Here is a 22,839-nt window from a genome sequence, read left to right as displayed (position 1 = left end):
TGATCCCCCTTTAAGACTTCTTCATTTTTGAGCGAATGCGTGGATCGAAAAAGGCATACAAAATATCGATGAATAAATTTACGATCGAAATTGTAATAGCAATATAGACGACCCCACCAAGGATAGCTGGAATGTCCGGAATAAACTGCTTGTCAACAATATAGCTACCAATACCACTAATATTGAAAACCTTTTCTGTAACAGATGCCCCACCTAACATTCCACCAAAGAGAAGCCCAATCACTGTAATAATAGGAATCATGGCATTGCGGATAGCATGCTTTGAAATCACTTTAAATTCATTCAAGCCTTTAGCTCTCGCAGTAATAATGTAATCCTCATGTATCACCTCAAGCATACTGGATCTGGTCATACGGGCTATGGAAGCCGTAATGGATGTTCCTAAGACAATAATTGGCATTATTAAAGAAAGCCAGTTTTGAGGATTATATGTAGCTGGGAACCATTGTAGCTTTAAGGAAAACGTTAAAATAAATATCAATCCTTGCCAAAAGCTTGGAATGGATAATCCAATCAAGGCGATGAACATAAATGTATAATCCAAATATGAATTTGGACGAACGGCGGATATAATACCGACTGGAATAGCAATAGCGATAGCCATTAATAGTGATAGGATTGCTATTTCAAGTGTGACAGGAAATTTGTTTACAATGCTATGTGTAATATTTTCTTTCCCTGCAAAGGAAGTACCTAAATCAAATGTGAATAGACCAGATAATGAATGCCATAACTGAGATAAATATGGCTGATCCAAGCCATGAATATGATTAAAGTTAGCTATTTGCTCAGGCGTTGCCGTAACACCAAGTAGGTTTCTCGCTGGATCGAATGGCGACAAATACAAAATTGTAAACACCAATGTCGCGACACCTACAATAACAATGAAACTTTGTAGTATTCGTTCAATGACAAATTGTAGAAATGGATTCGCAAACAATAGTAGGACTACATAAAATAAAACAGCCGGTAAAAAAGTTAGGGCCACAAAGTTTTTGTTTTTTAGTTGCTGACTAAAAAAATGTAAATAGGATGGATCTTCTAAACCATCCTTCAATAAATCTTGTTCTACTAACTGCTGAATTTTTATTTCTGCTAATTTCGAAGCAGTTTCCTGTAAGTGTTCTTCTGACACACATTCATGAAAGAATTTAGCTTTGGCTAATTCTTGCTCAGCAAATGTAACTTGCCATTGTGTGAACAAACCCTTTTCTTTGTAGTACTGACTTCGTTGCTCAAAAGCTTGGCGGTATTGGTGTGAATATTTTCTTATCCGATAAAATAAGTATGTAAATGGGTGTACTAAAATACTGAAAAGAAAGAGTAGCACATTGTATGCCTTATGGTGCATGAGCTTTTGATAAACTGAAAAAAAGAATACATGTTCCTTAGTAGTAGAACGAGCTTTTGAAATAACCATGCATTTCCTCCAGACGTAAGTAAAATAATAGATTCTAAAGTGTGGACAAAACAACATCAACACACGCTTAGCCGACTCATTTTTGTAAGGCCCTATTGAAGATGAAAGATTCAATATTATTATATTGTATAATTCCTATCAGTATTGTAAAGTATGGATTATACTAATAATTAAGTCAATCACAAAATTTACAAAAGGATGGATTGAATGAGTGAAAAGCTTCTAGAAATAAGCGATCTTCGTGTATCTTTTATTACGGGAGAGACAGAATTTGAAGCCGTTAAAGGCGTTAATTTTCATGTAAATAAAGGTGAAACACTCGGAATTGTAGGAGAGTCAGGTAGTGGGAAAAGTGTAACGGCTCGTTCGATTATGCGCCTATTGCCATCACCGCCATCATATCTAAAGTCAGGGAATATTTTGTTTAAAGGACAAGAGATTACTTCATTGAGCGAAAAACAAATGGAGACAATCCGTGGACAAGATATTAGTATGATTTTTCAAGATCCAATGACATCCACAAATCCAACTATTCGTATTGGGGAACAGGTGGCTGAAAGTTTAATAAAGCATCAGTCAATGTCTAAAGCTGAGGCCTATAAGCAAACAATAGAGTTATTAAAGCTTGTAGGTATTCGAAATGCAGAAGAACGATATAAACAATATCCGCATGAGTTTTCAGGAGGAATGCGCCAACGTGTTATGATTGCCATGGCACTTGCATGTCAACCATCTTTACTAATTGCAGATGAACCGACTACAGCCCTTGATGTAACCATTCAAGCGCAAATCTTAAAATTAATGCGAGATATGCAAAAAAAGATGGGCACCTCAATCATATTAATTACTCATGATTTAGGTGTTGTTGCTGGTATGTGCGATCGAATTATTGTAATGAAGGAAGGAGAAATTGTTGAGCAGGGTACAACGGAGGAAATCTTTGGAAATGCTCAACATCCTTATACAAAAAAACTATTGAATGCTTTACCAAAACTGCATGAGAAAAAACAGCCTAAGCCAATTGCGAATGTACAGCTTGCAATAGATAAAAATAAACCATTAATCGAAGTGACACATCTTTCAAAGGAATTCGCATTAGGTCATGGTCAAACGGTAAAGGCTGTCAATGATTTATCGTTTCACATATACTCAGGAGAAACATTAGGTTTAGTAGGTGAATCAGGCTCAGGAAAATCTACGACAGGTCGAACGATTTTACAGCTTCATCAGCCTACGAATGGAGAAGTCTTATATCAAGGTGTACCAATTACAAGACTAACGAAAAAGCAGCTTAAAGCAATGCGGCGTCATATGCAAATTATTTTCCAAGATCCATATTCCTCGTTGAATCCTCGAAGAAAAATAGTAGATATTATTGGGGAAGCGCTAGATATTCATAAACTCGTTAAATCGAATGAAGAACGTCAACAGCGTGTGGAGGAATTACTTGAACTTGTAGGCTTAAACAAAGAACATGCAATGCGTTATCCACATGAATTTTCAGGTGGACAACGACAACGTATTGGCATCGCAAGAGCTTTAGCAGTAGAGCCAAATTTTATCGTTTGTGATGAACCACTTTCAGCACTTGATGTTTCTATTCAAAAGCAGATTGTAGACTTATTAAAGGATTTACAGCAGCGCCTTGGATTGACATACTTATTTATTGCTCATGATTTATCTATGGTTAAACATATTAGCGATCGTGTAGCTGTTATGTATGGTGGGAAGATTGTAGAGCTTGCAGAAAGTGAAGAGCTGTACGCCAATCCACAGCATCCGTATACACAAGCTCTATTACACGCAATACCAATTCCAGATCCTGCGATAGAAAAGCAAAAATATATGGATACTGAAAACAAAGATATACAAACACACTATGAAATAGAAAATAGTCAGCTTGTTGAAGTTTCTCCAAACCATTGGGTTGCAATTGCAACTACATAGCTTGAATGTAGTAGCCTGATATTTTACAATAGAAACATCGTGAAACTTTAAGGATTCGGAAGCTTCCTTAAAATGTAATAAAGATGAATAATTGTGAGGGACTTACTACATGAAAATGCAAGATATAAAAACATTAATTACGAGTGGTACAATCATTCTTGCTGTTGCATTGTATATGATTTTTGGCAGATCACCAGCTCCAGAAAAAGATACAACATCGACTAACCAAGATAGTACTATTTCTATTGAACAGGTTGAAGAAAAAACAGGCAATAAACGCTTTGATGTAAATTATATTAAAGCATATGATGGTGATACGATTCAGACGACAATAAATGGCAAGAAACAAAAAATTCGCCTATTGATGGTAGATACACCAGAGATGAATTATAACAAAGGTGAAGCACAGCCATATGCTGAAGAGGCAAAAGACTATACGATTAAATTGTTAGAACACGCCAAAAAGATTGAAGCGGTTTACGATGTTGGACCAGAAACAGATAATTATGATCGTTTATTAGCTTATGTCTTTATTGATGATGTAATGCTACAGGAGTCCTTACTAAACGAAGGACTTGCAGCAGTGCGCTTTATCCATAAACCAAACAATACGTTTGAGAATGAATTTAGAGACATTCAGCAAGATGCAGAAAAAGCAAAATTAAATATTTGGTCACATGAAAATTACTTCCAAAGAGATGGTTTCCATCCGGAAGTATTAAAATAATGGTTAACAAACAAGGGACTGTCCCAAAAGGCAATGAAAAATGCCTTTTGAGGACAGTCTTTTCTTTATTCAAAGTATATAGTAGTACCAGCTTATTTTTCTTCTTTGGTAATCGCATATTTCGCCAGCCTCCGCATGAATAATGACTGAGTAACGCCCAATGCTTTTGCCGCCTCGCGTGTTGTTTTATGATGAAGAAATGCTTGTGTGATCATTCTTTTTTCAACGCTTTCCAAAACTTCATGTAAAGAATTCTCTGCATCTATAGAGATAGAAACCTCTTGGTCCGAAGTTGAATCGAGCAAGTGCTTTGGCAAATCCTGAATTGCAATTTCATCCTCTCTTGCCATAATGACAAGCTGCTCAATTATATTTTCCAATTCCCGTACATTTCCAGGCCAATAATAGTTTTGCAGCACTTCGACTACTTTTGTAGAAAGCACTCGTTTATGGTTATGCAAATAATTAAACTTCTCCAAATTATACTGAAGGAGACTAAAGATGTCTTCCTTCCTCTCACGAAGCGAAGGTATGCGAATTGGAAGAATGTGAAGACGGTAATATAAATCAGCTCTGAATTTTCCTTCTTTGACCATATCCTCTAAATTACAGTTGGTAGCTACAATGATACGCACATCGGCTTTTACCGTTTGGGGTGCTCCAATAGGAATGTACGTTTTATTTTGCAGCAATTGTAGGAGTTTGGGTTGTAAATGAAGGGGGAGTTCACCGATCTCATCTAAGAAAAGGGTGCCTTTTTCTGCAATTTTGACAAGTCCAGGTTTTCCGTTTGCATTTGCTCCGGTAAATGCCCCTTTTTGATAGCCGAACAGTTCAGATTCAAGGAGCAATTCCGGAATCGCTGCGCAATTAAGATGGATAAATGGACGATCTTTCCGTTCACTCAGATGATGAATACGTTCCGCTATAAGTGTTTTTCCAACGCCTGTTTCCCCTGTAATAAGAACGGTCGTTTCCACACAGGCAACTTTTTCAATTGTTTCCTTAAGCATATCGTAGCCCCTGCTTTGTCCGATAAAAAAAGGGACTTCTTTGGTCCTTACAAGTTTGGTTTTGAGTTTTAGTAACTCGTGTACATAATACCGAAAAGCAGATTCTAATTCTTCAATTTTAATTTGAGAACTGTAACCGACGAAATCTGGAATATCATACCCTAACGTGACTACATATTTTGGTTCATCATTCTCGTCCAATATGAGATGTCCTGTAGTTAATCCTTTCCCTTCTCCAACTTGCTGAACGACGCTGACATTTTGTTTTTTATCTAAAACTATTTTTGCAACAGAAGGCTTGAAAATCCCCTCTCTTTCCAATTGGGAGACGTTTTTTCCAATTAGATCCTCTCTTTTTTTCCCAATCCACCTACAGCTAAAGTCACTAACAAAAAGAATCCTTCCGTTCATATCAGTTATATAAATAGGTTTATTCATGTAGTCCATGATTTTGAATAAATATTCCGGTTCGATTTTTAACATATTCTGATTCATCACTTATCTCTCCTTTAATAACGGATGGATCCACCACTTTTTTGAATCGAAAATGAATCAAAGGTAGACCATTACTGCGAGTAGAGTTGATTCATTTTCAATTCATTTGAATCAATTAACAAAAATTATATACTAAACATTTAGAAATTTCTCATAAATATACCTATTTACGCTCTTATTTCATTGTAAAGAGATATTTATCTTGGCATAAAAGTTGCTTAACAATTTAGTACAAAAGGAAAAGGAGGTAATGAGATCCACCAGAAATCAAAAATGGTAAATTTTCCATGAACTAAATTGAAGAACTGCTGGAACAGGAGGTGTACTTTTACAGAAACTTGATGCGAGCCGCAATGATTTATCTTTAGGGGAGGTATGATTTGTGAAAAGTATTGGTGTACAAAGGGACAACAGAAAGTTCATTTTGTCTCTCCTATTTGTGGGTTATATGGTCTCTTATATGGACCGGTTAGTTATGAATCTTGCTGTGGTGCCGATTGGTCAAGAATTGCATCTTAGTCCGACTGCTACGGGAACAGTAATCAGCGTCTTTTTCTTGGCTTACACAATTATGCAAATTCCGGCCGGCTGGCTGACAGATAGGTTTGGTTACCGAAGGGTGATTATTTTTTCTGTTTTCCTCTGGTCACTTTTTACAGTTTCCACTGGTTTTGCTTGGTCGTTTACCGCTTTAATAGTGATTCGCTTTTTGTTCGGAATTATGGAGGGGGGATATCCTGCTGCCAGCGCAAAAGCCATCGCTGAGTTTTTCCCTAAGAAAGAACGAGTTAAGGCACAGTCCATCTTAATGTCATCGAATAGCTTTGGCGGTCTAATTACGGGTCTTATTGTGCCAGTGCTTCTGATTTGGTTAGGCTGGAGAAACGTGTTCTTTGCTCTTGGAGCAGCGGGTGTCATCATTGGAGTATTGTTTTTGAAATACATTCGGAGTCCGATTCAATCGGAAGAAGCCAAAGAACAACAATCCGTAAACAAGAATTCCATGCTCTCTTTATTGAAAACTCGCCAGACTTGGGCATTGCTCCTCACGTGGTTTTCAATAAGCATTGCTTCGTGGGGCACGGTTTCATGGTTGCCCATGTATATGGTAACAGTACGTCATTTAGATTTGGTTTCCACAGGGATGTTGGGACTACTTCCAACAACGGCCGCAACACTGGGAACGGTAGCAGGTGGGTGGTTGCTGGTCAGATTTTCAGGTAGAGAGAAAATGTACTTTGTAATGAATGGACTTTTTTACACAGCGTTTTTATTTTTAGCACTCTTCGCACCTAATGTTGGAATGGTCTTTACTTATTTGGCACTAGCATCAATCTTTTATGGTTTTGTGTTTAGTGCAGTATACGCACTTCCTCACAAATTGTTTGACAAGAGTGTGATTGGATCAGCGATTGGCATTATGAGTTTAGGATCGATGCTTGGTGGATTCATTGCACCAATCATGATGGGTGCGTTCATCTCAGCATTAAAAGGCTCTTACGATGGCGCATTTTGGTTCTTAATCGCTGCTGGACTTTCCTCCGCGTTGTTCGGACTAACCCTTCGTAACAGCAATCATGTTTCTCACAGGGGCGTAGACGATTCAATAAAGTCAAATGCTGGGGCAAAATAGTGGCCTTTGGCTAATGGGAATTCAAATTTAGGTTGATTACGAAATAGCAGAAAATTGTTGGATTAAAACTAGAACAAATAACGGGGTGGTAACGATGTTCAAAAACTTATTTAGTAGACTTCAACAGGTATATCCGGAATTGGTTGGATTTCGCAGAAATCTTCATATGTATCCCGAACTATCCTTCCATGAGGTAAATACCCCAAAAAAGATCGCTGATGTATTAACCAACTTAGGATTGGAAGTAAGAACAGAAGTTGGCGGAAGAGGGGTAGTTGGCCTCTTGAGAGGAGGGAAACCGGGCAAGACAGTAGCGCTGCGGGCGGATTTCGATGCATTACCAATATCAGATGAGAAAGACGTGGCATACAAGTCCCGTATTCCTGGGGTGATGCATGCGTGCGGCCATGATGTTCATACAGCTGCTTTGATTGGAGTAGCCAAAGTATTAAGCGAAGTGAAGGATGATCTCGAAGGAAATGTTGTCTTTATTCATCAGTTTGCGGAAGAGGTAATTCCAGGAGGGGCGAAGTCCATGATTGAAGATGGCTGTCTGGATGGAGTCGATGTCATTTATGGAGCACATGTATCTTCCATTCTCCCGGTTGGTATGGTTGCTGTTGGGGATGGATATATGATGGCGGCTGGGGATACATTTGAAATTGAGATTTATGGGAAAGGCGGGCATGGAGCGACTCCTCATTTGACGGTAGATCCAATTGTGGTGGGCAGTCAACTAGTGCTCAATTTACAGCAAATCGTTAGCCGTCGAGTTGATCCATCCAAAACGGTTGTTGTCTCGGTTGGTTCTTTTCAAAGCGGACAGGCTTCTAATATCATACCCGACACAGCAAAAATTACCGGAACGGTACGAAGCTTTGAAGAAAGCGTTCAGGATTTGATAGAAGAAGCCATTGGGCAAATCGCAACATCCACCTGCGATGTAGCAGGTGCCACTGTAAAATTTAAGTACGAGAGAGGATATCCCACTTTGTGGAATCATCCGGAGGAAACAATAAAAGCAGACATGTTAGCAAAAAATCTCTTAGGAGAGGAAAAAGTAATGCAAATCCAGCCTTTTACGTTAACAGGAATGGAGGATTTCGCATATTATCTTCAAAAAGTCCCAGGAACGTTTTTCTATGTAGGAGGTGCGAATCCGGCGCTGAATGCGATATACCCACATCATCATCCTAAATTTGATGTGGATGAAGAGTCCATGCTGTACATCGGAAAGATGTTTATTGCATTAGTTCTTAATTATCTCTCAAACAGTATTATTGATGCCGATTCCTATGAATCAAGTAGAAGCTTAGTTGAAGGCTGAATTGGCTATAAACTTCTCCACAAAAGCATAGTCATTAGATTTTTTACAAAAAAAAATAAGAGGTGATCGTATGTTTGCCGATGTTGTATTTGTAAACGGACAAGTCATTACAGTCGATTCGAACAATCGGATCGTAGAAGCAGTTGCTGTTAAACGTAACCGAATTGAAGCCGTCGGAACGAACGAGGAAATCGAAGGCTGGATCGGAGAGAGCACCAAAGTGATGGATTTACAAGGTAGGACTCTGCTACCAGGATTTATAGATTCGCATTTGCATCTTCTCAGTTATGGACTTACAAGGTTAGCGATTAATTGCCAAGAAGCATCGATTCAATCAAATGCAGATATTATCGGTAAATTGAAACGGAAGGCGGAATCTACCCCTAAAGGAGGTTGGATTCTAGCAGTAAGCTACAACGAAATGTTTATGTTGGAAGACCAGTACCTAACCCGTCATCAGTTAGATGAGGTGTCGACGGAACACCTGATTCTAATTGTGCGACAATGCGGTCACATTATGATTGCGAACAGTAAAGTGTTGGAATTGGCAGGTGTAAACGATCAATCAGCCAATCCTGAAGGAGGAGTATTCGGTCGAGACGAATCCGGGAGATTAAACGGGCTACTCGTAGAAGCAGCCATGGATCCGGTAAAACGTGTCATGAATCCGACGGAAGAGGACTTAACCAAAGCGGCGGAAATAGCTTCGCGCGATTTCGTATCGTTAGGTATTACGACAATTCATGATGCTGGTGGGTACGAGCCTGTGAATCTTCGCATCCTACAGCAAGTGGTTCATTCCGGTCACTTAAAGGTTCGGGTGTATGCTATGGTCGTTCACGAGCCTAACTTTAACCGAATGAGAGAGACGTGCCTGTCTACAGGATTCGGCAACGATCGATTTCGAATCGGTCCGGCGAAAATCTTTATAGACGGAGCCAGCATCGCGCCGACACTTGCAACGCGCCAGCCGTATGAGACGAATCCGGAAGACAGCGGCATTCTGTACTACACGCAAGAGAATATGAACGACGCGCTCATCGCAGCTCATCGCGATGGTTATCAGATTACAGCTCATGCCCAAGGGGATCGGGCAATCGAGATGTTGTTGAATACGTTCGAAGAAGCGCTTAGACTGTATCCGCGACGTAATCACAGACACCGAATCGAGCATGCTGGGTTGGCAATGCCCGATCTCATTGAGCGAATGGCTAAATTGGACATAGTGACCGTTCCTAACCCGAACTTCTTCGCAGAATTCGGAGATATATATATTAAGCACTTCGGTGCTCGCAGCGACTATTTTTACCCAATTGCATCCTGTTTAAAAGCTGGCATTGTCGTAGCAGGTGCCTCGGACAGCCCAGTCTCGAAATGCAATCCGCTTCTCGGTATTCATGGTGCGGTCAACCGATTGACGACGTCAGGCGCGGTCATAGGGGAAGAACAGAGAATCTCTGTCATGGAAGCGATTAAGCTGTACACCTGGAATGGAGCCTACGCAAGCTTTGAGGAAGACAGAAAAGGAAGCATCGAAGTAGGGAAATTAGCCGATTTGGTTGTGCTAAACGACCGAATATTGGATGTAGCAATTGACAGTATTGATCAGTTACAGATTGAAATAACGATGATCGACGGAGAAATCGTTTACGATTTGGAGAAATCTCCAGATACAAATGAAACGTTGGAAGAAACCATTAATTTCATTATGTAAATATTCAACTAAGAGAAGAAGGTCAATATCTAACACCTTTGGCATGGAGAACGAAAAACACGCGTAGAACAAGCCAGCCAAGGATTAAAGCAAGTTGAGGGCGTAGCCTAGGAGACCCCGACCTGCTAGAAGGTAAGGATTTTGCTTCGTGCAAGAGATAAGGCCTGCAATGTATACAACAAAACAAGGAGAAGGTGAATCCTTCTCCTTGTTTTGACTTAGAAGCTCAATTTAAAGTACATAAAGTATTGAATTGATCAAAAAGCTGCACTTTATTTTTCTAGCTTATTTTTGGTTCATCACTGAAAGTTGGGGATGGATGACATGTTGTTAAAACGTATGTCATGTGGTTAAGTTGACTGGAGTCGCCCAGTCGGAACGGAAATCAATTTAAAGTTTTCGTGAAGAGCTTTTTTTATAAGGCTGTTTTCGAAAAGATTGTTGCTATTTAACTCCCATGAAAGAACTTAATTATCTTTCATTTTCTGTGGTGAAGTGCTGATTTTTGCGCTTCATGGATGGCTAACGGGGCAGGTTAGTGCAAGAAGGATTCTCTGATAAATGGAGTATTTTGTTTGTTATATTGGTTCTAAGAGGGTATATAACAAAGGATTTACTCCATCCTAAATAGGTATATTAATCATATGATTAATATACCTATTTAGTTTTGGGATGGTGTTAATTTTGAGTTTCTTAAAAAAAATCTCCTGTTTGTTAGTTGTTTTTTTAGTTTTTGTAAATTTGATTGGTAGTGAAGGAAGCGCTTCAGATGGTGAAATTACGTTAAAAGAAGCGATTAATATTGGATTACAGAGAGCAAAGGAATGGAATGAAAACGCAAAACTTACAAGTGTAAACAGTGTGGATGAAAAGATGGGAGGCTCGAGAGGAGAAAAAGGGAAACGCTTTAATTGGTTTATGATCTTTATGGTTCCAGGTACAGAGGATTATGTACTAATTGGTATCTCAGAAAAGAAAATTACCGTGTTTAGACCAAGCAAGCAATCTCAGGTTCCAACAATACCCTACGATGAGATTAAGTTCGATAGCTCTGATGTTCTCCAACTGGCAAAGGATAAATTCGGACTAAAACAAGGAAAAGATTGGGCAACAGGATATCATTTTACACTTGATAGTATCGATGGTATGCCTATTCTAACAGTGTTTGGAAGTGATCGTGATAACCGTTTTACTCGAATTTCATTCAATGCCCAAAACGGAGATGTGGTCAGTGCCATTCATAAATTACCATACGGTGGAGGATTAATATCCAAACGTAATGGCAGCGATAACCTAACCAAAAAAGGGAGGGCGATTACGGGGGTTGTCGCTGGAAAAAACAATTTAGTGGTATGGGGAGACAAAAAGCCAACACAATTTAGTACAACCAAGCAACCTTTTATTGAATGGAGCCATAACAATGGAGAAACATGGACAGAACTCCAAGCTAATAATTATGTAACACACGCATGGTTTAATATAAACGATCAATTATATGTAGCTACGGAAAAAGAATTATGGGCAGGTATTACATCAAAAAGTAAAGGAATGAAAATTCTTTCATTAGACCAATCGATCGAGAAAATCGATTATTCAATCAACAACCATATAGCTGTGCTATCAAATGGAAAGGTTTACTATACGACCAATCAAGGTGAGAGTTGGGAACAAGCTATAGTACCTAAACCATTTTATGTGGTTCAAATATCGGATGATGGTGATTTGGTTGGACTTACAGAAGAAAGGAAGATTCTTCAAAAGTCAAATGATGAGTGGAACGAGATAACTATGCCGAATAGAAATGATGAACCTCTAGATATGAAAGTGATTAATAATAGGCTATTTATTACCACACTAAGTGGAATTTGGATCAGAGATCTTCAAGAGGGAAAATGGAGAAAAATTAAAGTTGATGAAGAGGTAGTTAAATTCGTTAAAAAAGGAGAGAAATTATTCGGAACTACACTTAGAGGTGAAGCTATTTACTCCATCAACACGAAAGATGAAAGAAAATCTGAAAAAGTGTTTGATGTGAGGAATATCATCGTTGGGGATGTGGATATCATGGGAGATACTTTATGGATTGCAACTATACCCGATTATTCGTGGGAAGAAATGAAGATTCCGCAGAGACGGTAAAAGTTTGAAGTGTATATCCATGAAAAAAATGTGAAGCATTTCACTTAAACTAAACCAGCTAATAGATTGTCAATATAAATCTTTTAAGTTAAAAAACACTTCATACTATACTAAAAAGCGCAACTCAAAGTTGATGAAGAGAATGAAAAGTATATCCCGTTTGCTTCAAAAACATATAATAAATACAAAACATCTTTAAAAGAGTTTGCTGAAAATTCATCCAATGAATACCAAACAGAGGCTATACAATTACTAGAAATATTAAATATATTCGAGCATTCTTATAATGAAGATTATCAATTTGAGTAATTATTGATGTGCCAGTATAAATTTCTCGGGATGTTAAGGATAACTGGAAAACGTAAAGTAAAATATTTTGTCACATATAAAGCATACTTTTAATGAGATGATCTCCATCAGAGATATTATAAAAAAATCCATCTACTGACTTATAGTAGATGGATTTTCTGCTTTAATTGGTTATTAGCGGATGCAATCCTTGATTTTATAATACTTTTAGGAAGGAAAGCAGATCGAGTAGGTCCTGAAATTATTTTGTTCATTTCTTTGTTAGGGAATTTTGTTTGTTATGTTTTCCAAGCGTTGATTTCTTCTATATGGCTATTTCTGCTCGCTAGATTCTTAATGGGGATATTTATAGGTGGTTTACTCCCATCGGTAATAAGTTTAATACGAAAAAATGCACCTGAAAAAATGGAAAGTTTAACATTCGGTTATTATCATAGTGCTTTATTTTTAGGAAATCTAATTGGCCCTTTGCTTGGTGGGTATTTAAGTGGAATAATCCACATACAAGGGGTTATTTTTTTGGCGTGTCTTCTCTTTTTAGTAAATGGGTTAATTTTAAAATATCATTTGTTTAGACAAGAATCCTATGTAACTTTACTTAAGAGGGTCATTTCCATCCGGAGGTATTAACATAACCTAAAAAGATCCATTTACTGATTGCTCAGTGAATGGATCTTTTTCGTTAATTATGTGTAGCGCTAGAGTATTCCAACTGCACCAGTGCGCTTTCTCCATAAACCAAACAATACGTTGAGAATGAAAATTTAGAGAAATTCAGCGACTTTTTGAGTTTTGCGAAATGGGGAAACATGAGATTTGTGATTTAACAATCTCGTGTTTTTTTTATTTCAATAATAATTTAGCTTGCAAAATATATATGTTTTTGTATATATTGTATATAAGGTGTATATACAAAGTTTTGAGCGTGGCGCAAAATTTCTAGGCAACTTTAAGTAATGTAAATTAATTAATTAAAATGCTCGTAGGGGGAATTAATATATGAAATGGATACTTTATGTACTCGCTGCCTGGTCAACGTTAGTCATTGGTCTGTTCCTAGCTTCTCTTTCCAGTAATCATTTGATTCAGGGTCTTGTGATGAGTGGATTGGTTATTCCTATTATTTTGTATTTATATCAGCATGTTTATCGACTGACAGGCGTTAAACCAATGGCGCCGGTATATTCTTGGAAAAGGCTACATCATTTTATTTCTGGGGTTATCTTGGCGATTGCACTGGCTTCATTGGGCTTCTTCATAGGCAATTTTCAAGGGTGGATAGACTTTGAAAAATGGCATCCTTCCGAACAGTGGTTTATTGCTCTAACCTTGAATATTTTATTTGCTTTTTTTTATGAAGCTTTACCAGAGGAACTTGGATTGCGAGGTATGTTATATGATGTCTTACGCTATCGATTCAGCGCTTGGTTATCCGTATTACTTCAAACCTTACTTTTTGTAGCATTCACTATAGCAGTTGGTCAGCTTCAAGTGCTTGTTGGACTTGCTCCAGGCGTTTCCATTAACTTTTTTTATATCATATTAATTTTTTGTTTCGGAATATGTTTACAGTTGCTCCGTCTATGGACAGGAAGTCTCTGGACATCAATTGGTTTTCACCTCACCTACTTAGAAATCATGAGGTTTGCCGTCTCTCCACATCAATATGGCGTTCCTCCAATCATAACTTACCACGAATCAGTGCCTGGAATCGGTACCTTATTCTCTATTTGTATGATGATTATTGGGGGCATCCTTGTATCACTCGTTATATTAGGTGTGAAGCGTTTTATACGGAAAAGTACATGATTTGAACTGAATCGCTTTCATAAAATATGTGCTCCATGCCCAACTTCTCACACAATGGCGATATAAAACAAAAAAAGTCGATTCCATATTGTACTGGAAATCGACTTTTTTAGGTAAAATCTGCAAAGGAAATAGGTTTTGACGTTTGACTTAATTCTATAAATAGAATCTTTACGTTCCAATTATCATCAGTGCAGAAGGTATTGTTGTTTTGAACTCTATTCTTCATATGTAAAATCGTTAGACGAGTTTATAAAACTTGTCATTTATACTATTTTACATCTTTTGTCCATTCTGAAACTTTATCTTCATTATCTTTGATCCATTTTTTTGCTGCCTCATTAGGATCATCGCCTTTCATAATATCGAACATAACACGTTCAATATCTTCTGGAGTCCAGTGGAAGTTTTTAAGAATACTATACGCTTCTGGATTATCTTCTTTCAATCCGTTACGTGCAAATGTACCAATATATTCTTCAGTTCCGTATATACCTTTAGGATCGTCTAAATATTTTAAATCAAATGCGTTAAACTTCCAGTGTGGGGACCAACCTGTTACGATGATTTCTTCATTTTTCGCAATCGCTTGAGTAAGAGCTGCTGTCATTGCACCTGCAGATGAAGTAACTACATTCCAGCCTTCTAGGTTTTTATATTCTTTATAAGCATTTTCCGTAGTTGCTGTCATATTTGCTCCTGGATCAATGCCAGTGATCGTTTTACCAGCTTCATCTGTTAAATCCTCGATAGAATTTACATCCATATAACTAGGGACAACTAAGCCAATTTTTGCACCTGCTAGGTTTTCACCCAAATCGTCTATTTTACCCTTGTACTTTTCAACTTGTGGGGCATGCGTTTGTGGTAGCCAAGCTGACACCATGCCATCGACCTCTCCTTTAGCAAGAGCCTCCCACATAATTCCGTTATCTAGTGGTGTTAGTGTTACATCATATCCTAAATCTTCTAGAACTTGTCCTACTACGTTTGTAGAGGCAATTTCAGTATCCCATTCAACATAGGCTAAGTTCACTTCATTTTTGTCTTTATTTTTCGTGTCTTCACCATCTGAGCCACAAGCAGTTAATACTAACATGACTGCAAAAGCCAATCCTATCTTCAATAATTTACTGAATTTCATAAGATCTCCCTTTCTTCATTGTAGGATGAGATATATCTAAAAATTAACAAGTAACAACTTAAAGTTATCAAAAGGTTGTTACTTTTGTCAAATCGACTTTTTTTAACAAGTGTAAATTTAAAAGGGAGTTCGAGATAGAACAAGAAAAAATGTTCATGTTTTTTCATATACGACCTTTTCGTTGCTATTTTATAAGCATTATTTCCATTTGTAAGTGCGAATTTTGGTGGCAGTCAAAATTGCAATAAAAACGATTATCAAAATTTGTTCGAAAACTAACAAATATTGATATTAGTAAATTTATAACTACCTGCTATAGTTTCAGTGTCGACTATCAATTATAGGTATACGTCCATTTTTGAAGGGATGTGCAATAAATGAAAAAAATTTTTACTATTAATTGTAATACTTTTGATCTTCTCTCAATTATCGCTTAGTACTTTGCCTGCTTACGCAAAGTACTAAGCGATTGTGAAGAGGATTATGACATTGAAATAATCGATTTGAGCGATGACATTTTTGGATGTCCCGCATAACCATCCGAACTATGAACAAATCGCACTACTCCAACAAGCAGGCATTGTAGATGGTTCAAAAGGGGCATTTCATCCGAATGCTTATATAACACGTGTACAAATGGCGAAAACGTTAGTTCTTGCATTTGGCTTAAAACCAGAGGGTAGTAGCACATTCAAAGATGTCAACCCAACACATTGGGCGAATTCATATATTTCAGCTCTAGAAGATCATAACGTTGCACTGGGTGATAAAGAAGGTAATTTTAGACCAGATGAAAACTTAACACGTGCACAATTTTAAGCGTTTATGTACCGGGCACTTGGTTTTTAAGGTATTACTTAAGAGAGATGTATCGTAATTTGATACATCTCTTTTTCTATTTGACAATTTATGAAATCGTTGCTGAAAGAAGGACTTTAGCGATCTCTATTGGCATAAATCAGCAATTGAAATTAAAAATTCTTTTAGTGTTCTCTGTAAAAGCTTGTAGAGTTTTTAGCAGCTAATTTCAGGGAAGAAGTGTTAAGATGCATCCCTCTCTATTTGTCATCTACTCTCACAATATAAATTTCTCTATTATAGAAGGTCCAATCTAATTTAATCTTTGTTCTAAAGGATGTGAACACAAAAGGCCCCCTAAAATGGAGCATTATCAATAAAAAACACATAGGAAAATAGTATTATCTTTTAGCGAAATAGACTTTATTAGCATTAAAAATCCCTTAAAATGAAATGCATTCTGAAAGGATTTTAGGATTATCAAGTTTTGCTTCAAAACGAACAAAAAGTGATTTTGTTTGTTTTGAAATGCTTGTTATAGTGTAAGTATCCTTAAAAACAAGAGGCTTTATTCATGGTTTCTCGAAATGAGTGAATTTTGTGAAAATAAGCTACATTTATTGTTTTAAAGAGTATTTAATGGAAGATGAATATTCAATAACAACTGTTTTATTGGCAGTTTTTATTATCTTGAGTAGTTATAAAGTATTGAATAATGTTTAGTGTCATAAAAAGCGGGAATAGAATGTATTGGTAAGAGTTAAATAAGCTTATCTAGATTCGAATAAATGCTTAATTGATATGACGCAGCTAGGGTTTACTGGTGGAAGACATTGAGGTGTTTTTATGTATAATTTTTTGGATCGTTCATCTTTGCAAAAGTTGAATATTCTACATCATATTTACAATGAACAGAGGCTATTTTCAAGTTTAGAGTTATCTCAAATGACTGATTTGTCTGAAAGAACAATTTTGAAAACAATAGATGAGATAGCAATTGATTTAGAGTTTGTTACTAAATCTGCTGTTATCCAAAAAGAAGAGAATAAGTATTTTCAATTAAATTATAAAGATAATTTTTCTATGAAGACTGTTGAAAGATATTATTTAAAAAAATCATTAACCTATAAAGCATTTGATGAGATTTTTTACAATAAATTCTATGATGTTAATATGTTTATCTTGGAAAATTTTACAAGTGTTGCATCCATGTATCGTAGAATAAAAAAAGTTAAGCCTTTGTTAGATCAGTTTCAATTGAAGTATACATCTTATGAAAAAGTCAGTCTTGAAGGGACAGAAAAGCAATTTCGTTATTTTTACTTTTTGTTCTACTGGAATTCATATTGGGGAGAAGAGTGGCCATTTACTCTAGTTTCAAGAGAAGAAATACTAGATTTAATGAAGGAAGTAGACATAGCATATTCCGAACAAGTTTTATATTGGCTGGCCATCTGCCTATCACGTGCAAAATTAGGGTGCTTAATCGAATATCATCCAATGTATGCGAGTTTTACGAAACATCATCATAACTATAAGCGATTATCAGGAAAATTAAAGCATATATTTAGAAAATTTACTGACTTATCAGATGAAGAAATTGAATTAGAAACAATGTTTTTATTTTCTATCATTAGCTGTATGCGTCGTTATCATAAAACGGATAATGCGGTAAGTTTATTGATGAACTTTGCACAGCACCATAATCAGGAATTATTTGTACAAGCAACTCTATATTGGATAGAAGTGTTCATCGAGCATTTTTCAGTTACTTTAGATGTCGAAGAATATGGGGCACTCTTTATAAATTTACTGCACCTTCATTATTTTACTTTAAGCTTTTCTGGTCCAGCTACTTTATTTAAAGAAGATCTTTATCAAAAGAGATTAGAAATGCATGAAACGGCTCAAATAGAAGTCATGAATCAGTTTTATGATCGTCTAATGGAAAATCAGGCCTTCGCTATCGTATTTGAACGCAGAGAAATATTAATTGGCAGATATCATAAATTACTAAAACAAACAATTGATTTTGCCCATAGAGATACTATTAAAATAAAAATATTTTCAATGATAAATGATGTTCCTTATTTATTCAATCAAATACAACGTGTTTTTATCCATGTTGAGTTATGTTCTAAAGATGAAGAGGCGGAGTTAATTATAACGGATCGCTTATACTTAACTATTAAAAAAGACGTCAAAGATATATTTGTATGGAATTCAGTTCCTTCTAGAAGCGATTATGAAAGGTTATCCAAAAGACTACACGAAATCTATTTTACTAAGTATAAACAGCAAAATAAGTTATTATTGAAAACTTTACTAAGTGAAGTGTAAAGAAGTTAATGGAGGTTGATTCATGTTTTAGAAAAGAAAGAAAGAGATTCATATAAAAACGAGTAACGTTGTAAATAAATGAGGTAAAGCATTTGAAGAAGTTGCATTGTCGGCTAACCGACTTGCTAGTTGATAAAGAATTTAAACAATGGATAAGGGGTCTTCTAAATGTGTAAAAAAATACCGAAGGAATTAACATATTATTTAAAATTAGGTGATGCTGTTGTAATCGTTGATGAAAATCAATTAATTATCGATGTGAATCAACAATATGAAACGATTACCGGCTATAAAAGAGAATTTCTTATTGGATTACCAGTAGAGAATTTAAAATCAAGTGTAACGCCGTTTGTTATGTATAAATCGGTAAAAAGTACATTAAAAAAAGGACAGTCGTGGTCTGGGACAATGGTTCATGTCAACAAAATATTAGAGTTAAGATACTCATTTATAACGATTACGCCAATTGAAATAAAAGGAAATATCTATTATATAGGAGTCATGCGCTTAGCAGAACAACTATTGATAGATGAAGTGAATCAGAAGAAAGTAGAGCAAAAGGAGCTATTTCAGTTGTTAGCTCTATCAAGTGAAATGCGCGATGTAAATATAGCAGAACATCTTTTGAATGTGCAAAATTTAGCAGAGGAATTGTTGTTAAGCCTCTTTGAAGATAGAACTTATAATTTATCGTTAGAGTATGTTAGTAAAATTATAGAATACAGTGTTTTACATGACATTGGAAAATCGGGAATACCAGAATCAATCCTGTATAAAACTGGGCCACTAACAGTCTATGAGAAAAAAATTGTGAAGATGCATCCTCTTATGGGTGTAGATGTATTGAATAAACTATCTAATGAAATGAACAATAAAGTTTTCGATGACAAAAAAATAGCTGAAAATATTATTAAATATCATCATGAGAATTGGGATGGAACTGGATATCCAATGGGGTTAAAAGGAGAAGAAATTCCTTTTGAGGCGAGAGTAATATCTATAGTAGATGTTTACGACGCTTTGGTTAGTGATAGAGCTTATAAAAAAGCTTGGACAAAGGAAGAAGCTCTTTCTTATTTAAAAGAACAGAAGGGTATTAAGTTTGACCCTAATTTAGTAGAAGTATTTATCGAAAAAGTTATTCAGAAAGATAGTATTTTTCTATAATCCAACTCTTGGTTATAGGAGTATTACAACATTCTATTTCCATAATTAATCATTTTTGTCAAATGTAATTAGTGTAACAACGATTGTATATGCCGTTTATATATGTTGATCTTCGTTACAACTAGGCGACTCCTTGGGTCATAAATAAGACCCTGCAGCGGGGCGAGCAGGGGAACGATGGCTAAAGCATCAAGACTTGTGATAACGCCCTCGTGATCAATCATGTTGTTGTTGCTGACGCTTCGCCTTCGCACAGTCGGAACGGAAATCAACCTTACGTTATAGTGATGAGCCAATTTTATTATCAATATATATTAAAGTAATTAAGGTGGAGAGATAAATGAAGTTTTATAAAAACACATCTTTAGTCGGGAAGTTCGGAATATTCAATTTCATTATGTTGATTGCACTTGTCATTATAGGGTTTACTGGGATAATGGGTGTTAAAAAAATGAATGATAATGCGACATCTTTATATGATGAAAGTTTAACTTCGGTCTATTTATTAAGTAATATTTCAACTAATCAGCAAAAAATAACGAATCTAAAGTTCAAAATCTTCTTTCATTCACAAGATATAGATGAAAAAATTCAATATTATGAAGAGATAGCAGCTATTGAAGAAGAAATTAGTCATGCCTTTAAAGATCTAAAGAAAGTAAACATGGATAGTGAAGAAAGAAAATTACTTAAGTATTTGGAAGAAGTAAATCAAAGTTATGAAGATATATTAGAATCTAGTTTTCAACAAGTTACCTCTGATACGACAGAAGTGGATGCCAATGTACTACTAGAACCTCTATTTGAAAAAGAAAAGCAAAGAGATGATCTGATGGAGCAATTAGAAACAACAAATATCAAAAGTGCCGAATTGAGCAATGAAAAAAATAATGCAACATATAAGAGAACGTTGTATCAAAACGGTATTATTATGGTTATTGCTCTTATGTTTAGTATAAGTATACTGATCTACTTAAGTAGGTACGTCAAAAAAGCAATCTCCAATATTCAGGATGTTGTATCTGGGGTTGAAGATGGTGATTTAACACGACATGCTGAGGTAATATATCCAGATGATCTTGGGAGAATTACGCAAGGTTTGAACAATTCTGTTACACATATTCAGGAACTTGTTTCTAATGTTAATAGTACCTCAACACAAATGGGAAGTTTAAGTGAAGATTTAAGTGCAACTATTGAGGAAATCACAGCTTCAATGAATGAAATTGATACAACTTCAAAGGATGTTGCTATGGGAAGTACTACACTAAGTGCAACAACTGAGCAATTAAACGCGACTGCAATTGAAGTGCTTGATAGTACGGAAAAATTAAATGAGAAAACTAAATATAGTCTTAATTTCTCACAAGAAGTAAAAGAGAGAGCCATTGATATTAAAGAAACAGCTGTTCAAGCATTTAGTACAGCTCGTAATCTATATGATGACAAACAAAAGTTAGTTTTAGAAGCGATTGAAGCCGGAAAAATCGTATCTGAAGTAAAAGTAATGTCTGACACAATTGCAGATATTGCAGATCAAACGAATTTGTTAGCATTAAATGCAGCTATCGAGGCTGCCAGAGCAGGAGAGCAAGGTAAAGGTTTTGCAGTTGTTGCTGACGAAGTCCGAAAATTAGCCGAACAATCATCTGAAACCGTTCAAAAAATACAAATTGTTACAAGTGACGTAGAAAAAGCATTTAAAAATGTGTCTACTAATGCTCAGGAGCTATTACACTTTATAGACGATAAAGTAACACCTGATTATGAGCTTTTCCAAAACAGTGGAATTCAATATGAAGAAGATGCTATGTACTTTAATACATTAATAACTGAAGTGACAACATTTGTTGGCACGATGAAGTATTCTATGCTAGAAATACAAAAAGCAATTGAAAATGTATCTACTGTCGCGATAGAATCATCTGATCAGTCAAATGGGATAGCAAATAGTATTTCAGAAACATTACAAGCAATTCAGCAAGTAGCAGAGTCATCCGTTCAAACTGCAAATATTGCCGAAGAAATTTCTCAACAATTAAATAATTTTAAGCTTTAGAATAGGAAATAGTACCTGCTTGGAAAGACGTTGAATACGGTTAATCTTAAGTCTCCCGCAGGTAATCCCATTTCCTCCGTAAGCAATTCCATTCAAAGTATGAATGAACAAAAATTTTTTCCCTTCATATCATATGTGAGAATGGATTTTACGTTATTGAGGAGGAAAGGAATGCATTGGATAGCCATCATTCTTATTGGGATAGCTGCCAACTTAGATAATTTAGGAATTGGTCTCGCTTATGGTATTAAGCGAGTAAAAATACCCATATTATCCAATGCGGTTATTGCCCTTATTTCAATGATCGTCACGTACGTTGCAGTTACAGCTGGGAGCGTAGTTATTAAATTTGTCTCTCCAGATTTTGCGAATTTAATAGGAAGTCTTTTGCTTTGTGTTATTGGGATATGGACTTTATTGTCTAGTCGCTTTTCTAAACAAGGAATATTAGAAAACCCTGAAGTATTTGATGAGGATAAAAACTATATCATTTCATTTCGCGAAGCAATGACACTCGGCTTTGTCTTATCAGCAAACTGTTTGGCAGGCGGAATAGCACTTGGAGCCAATGGTATTTCTGCAATATGGACAGTTATTTCTATCGGTGTCTTTTCGTTCATAACAGTAGGTGCTGGTGTTCACTTTGGCGCTTTGCTGACAAAGACTTTCATAGGAAAATACTCAACCGCTATTTCAGGATGGTTACTTATTCTTATAGGGATCATTGAAATAATTTCTTAAACATTACGGAATTTCAGAGCGTGGGAGTCCTGCATC

At 36.2% G+C, this 22,839-nt stretch carries 16 protein-coding genes; 13 read left to right on the top strand and 3 right to left on the bottom strand.

The window, feature by feature from the left end; all coding sequences use genetic code 11:
- Positions 1 to 10: 10 nt before the first annotated feature.
- The gene (locus ACQKMI_RS14995) at positions 11 to 1,441 is read right to left on the bottom strand and encodes an ABC transporter permease (RefSeq protein ID WP_427490214.1); all 1,431 of its coding nucleotides are present in this window, start codon (positions 1,439 to 1,441) and stop codon (positions 11 to 13) included.
- A 207-nt stretch (positions 1,442 to 1,648) separates the two neighbouring features.
- Here ACQKMI_RS14995 and ACQKMI_RS14990 point away from each other — a divergent pair, with 207 nt between their 5' ends.
- Positions 1,649 to 3,388 carry an ABC transporter ATP-binding protein gene (locus ACQKMI_RS14990; RefSeq protein WP_427490212.1) on the top strand — a complete coding sequence of 580 codons (1,740 nt, stop codon included), beginning with the start codon at positions 1,649 to 1,651 and terminating at the stop codon, positions 3,386 to 3,388.
- Between the two features lie 109 nt (positions 3,389 to 3,497).
- Positions 3,498 to 4,115, top strand: coding sequence for a thermonuclease family protein (locus ACQKMI_RS14985; protein ID WP_427490210.1), 618 nt, complete (start codon positions 3,498 to 3,500; stop codon positions 4,113 to 4,115).
- 92 nt (positions 4,116 to 4,207) lie between these two features.
- Here ACQKMI_RS14985 and ACQKMI_RS14980 read toward each other — a convergent pair whose 3' ends face one another.
- The gene (locus ACQKMI_RS14980; protein WP_427490208.1) at positions 4,208 to 5,623 is read right to left on the bottom strand and encodes a sigma-54 interaction domain-containing protein; all 1,416 of its coding nucleotides are present in this window, start codon (positions 5,621 to 5,623) and stop codon (positions 4,208 to 4,210) included.
- Positions 5,624 to 6,005: 382 nt separating this feature from the next.
- Here ACQKMI_RS14980 and ACQKMI_RS14975 point away from each other — a divergent pair, with 382 nt between their 5' ends.
- From ACQKMI_RS14975 to ACQKMI_RS14950, 6 genes are all read left to right on the top strand, one after another.
- On the top strand, positions 6,006 to 7,256 hold the full coding sequence (locus tag ACQKMI_RS14975) for an MFS transporter (protein ID WP_427490206.1): 1,251 nt from the start codon (positions 6,006 to 6,008) through the stop codon (positions 7,254 to 7,256).
- A 94-nt stretch (positions 7,257 to 7,350) separates the two neighbouring features.
- Complete coding sequence (locus ACQKMI_RS14970; protein ID WP_427490204.1) at positions 7,351 to 8,583, top strand: M20 family metallopeptidase; 1,233 nt, start codon at positions 7,351 to 7,353, stop codon at positions 8,581 to 8,583.
- Between the two features lie 70 nt (positions 8,584 to 8,653).
- Complete coding sequence (locus tag ACQKMI_RS14965; RefSeq protein WP_427490202.1) at positions 8,654 to 10,297, top strand: amidohydrolase; 1,644 nt, start codon at positions 8,654 to 8,656, stop codon at positions 10,295 to 10,297.
- 684 nt (positions 10,298 to 10,981) lie between these two features.
- Positions 10,982 to 12,436 (top strand): WD40/YVTN/BNR-like repeat-containing protein, encoded by a 1,455-nt coding sequence (locus ACQKMI_RS14960; RefSeq protein WP_427490200.1) that lies wholly within the window; start codon positions 10,982 to 10,984, stop codon positions 12,434 to 12,436.
- A gap of 435 nt (positions 12,437 to 12,871) precedes the next feature.
- Positions 12,872 to 13,375 (top strand): MFS transporter, encoded by a 504-nt coding sequence (locus tag ACQKMI_RS14955; RefSeq protein ID WP_427490606.1) that lies wholly within the window; start codon positions 12,872 to 12,874, stop codon positions 13,373 to 13,375.
- A gap of 369 nt (positions 13,376 to 13,744) precedes the next feature.
- The gene (locus ACQKMI_RS14950) at positions 13,745 to 14,554 is read left to right on the top strand and encodes a CPBP family intramembrane glutamic endopeptidase (protein ID WP_427490198.1); all 810 of its coding nucleotides are present in this window, start codon (positions 13,745 to 13,747) and stop codon (positions 14,552 to 14,554) included.
- 271 nt (positions 14,555 to 14,825) lie between these two features.
- Here ACQKMI_RS14950 and ACQKMI_RS14945 read toward each other — a convergent pair whose 3' ends face one another.
- A complete protein-coding gene (locus ACQKMI_RS14945; protein ID WP_427490196.1) occupies positions 14,826 to 15,698 on the bottom strand; it encodes a glycine betaine ABC transporter substrate-binding protein in 873 nt (290 codons plus the stop codon).
- Positions 15,699 to 16,217: 519 nt separating this feature from the next.
- Between ACQKMI_RS14945 and ACQKMI_RS14940 the strand changes: the two genes are divergently transcribed.
- From ACQKMI_RS14940 to ACQKMI_RS14920, 5 genes are all read left to right on the top strand, one after another.
- Positions 16,218 to 16,517, top strand: coding sequence for an S-layer homology domain-containing protein (locus ACQKMI_RS14940; protein WP_427490194.1), 300 nt, complete (start codon positions 16,218 to 16,220; stop codon positions 16,515 to 16,517).
- An 825-nt stretch (positions 16,518 to 17,342) separates the two neighbouring features.
- Entirely contained in the window at positions 17,343 to 18,836 is a 1,494-nt protein-coding gene (locus ACQKMI_RS14935) for a helix-turn-helix domain-containing protein (RefSeq protein WP_427490192.1), read from the top strand.
- 168 nt (positions 18,837 to 19,004) lie between these two features.
- Positions 19,005 to 20,003, top strand: a complete 999-nt coding sequence (locus ACQKMI_RS14930) for an HD domain-containing phosphohydrolase (protein WP_427490190.1) — start codon at positions 19,005 to 19,007, stop codon at positions 20,001 to 20,003.
- A 340-nt stretch (positions 20,004 to 20,343) separates the two neighbouring features.
- Complete coding sequence (locus ACQKMI_RS14925; RefSeq protein ID WP_427490188.1) at positions 20,344 to 22,062, top strand: methyl-accepting chemotaxis protein; 1,719 nt, start codon at positions 20,344 to 20,346, stop codon at positions 22,060 to 22,062.
- Between the two features lie 171 nt (positions 22,063 to 22,233).
- Entirely contained in the window at positions 22,234 to 22,803 is a 570-nt protein-coding gene (locus ACQKMI_RS14920; RefSeq protein WP_427413619.1) for a manganese efflux pump, read from the top strand.
- Positions 22,804 to 22,839: the final 36 nt, after the last annotated feature.

This window comes from Lysinibacillus sp. NPDC097214 (assembly GCF_050277945.1).
Taxonomy (GTDB): domain Bacteria; phylum Bacillota; class Bacilli; order Bacillales_A; family Planococcaceae; genus Lysinibacillus; species Lysinibacillus xylanilyticus_B.
This window is presented reverse-complemented; position numbering and strand designations above follow the sequence as displayed.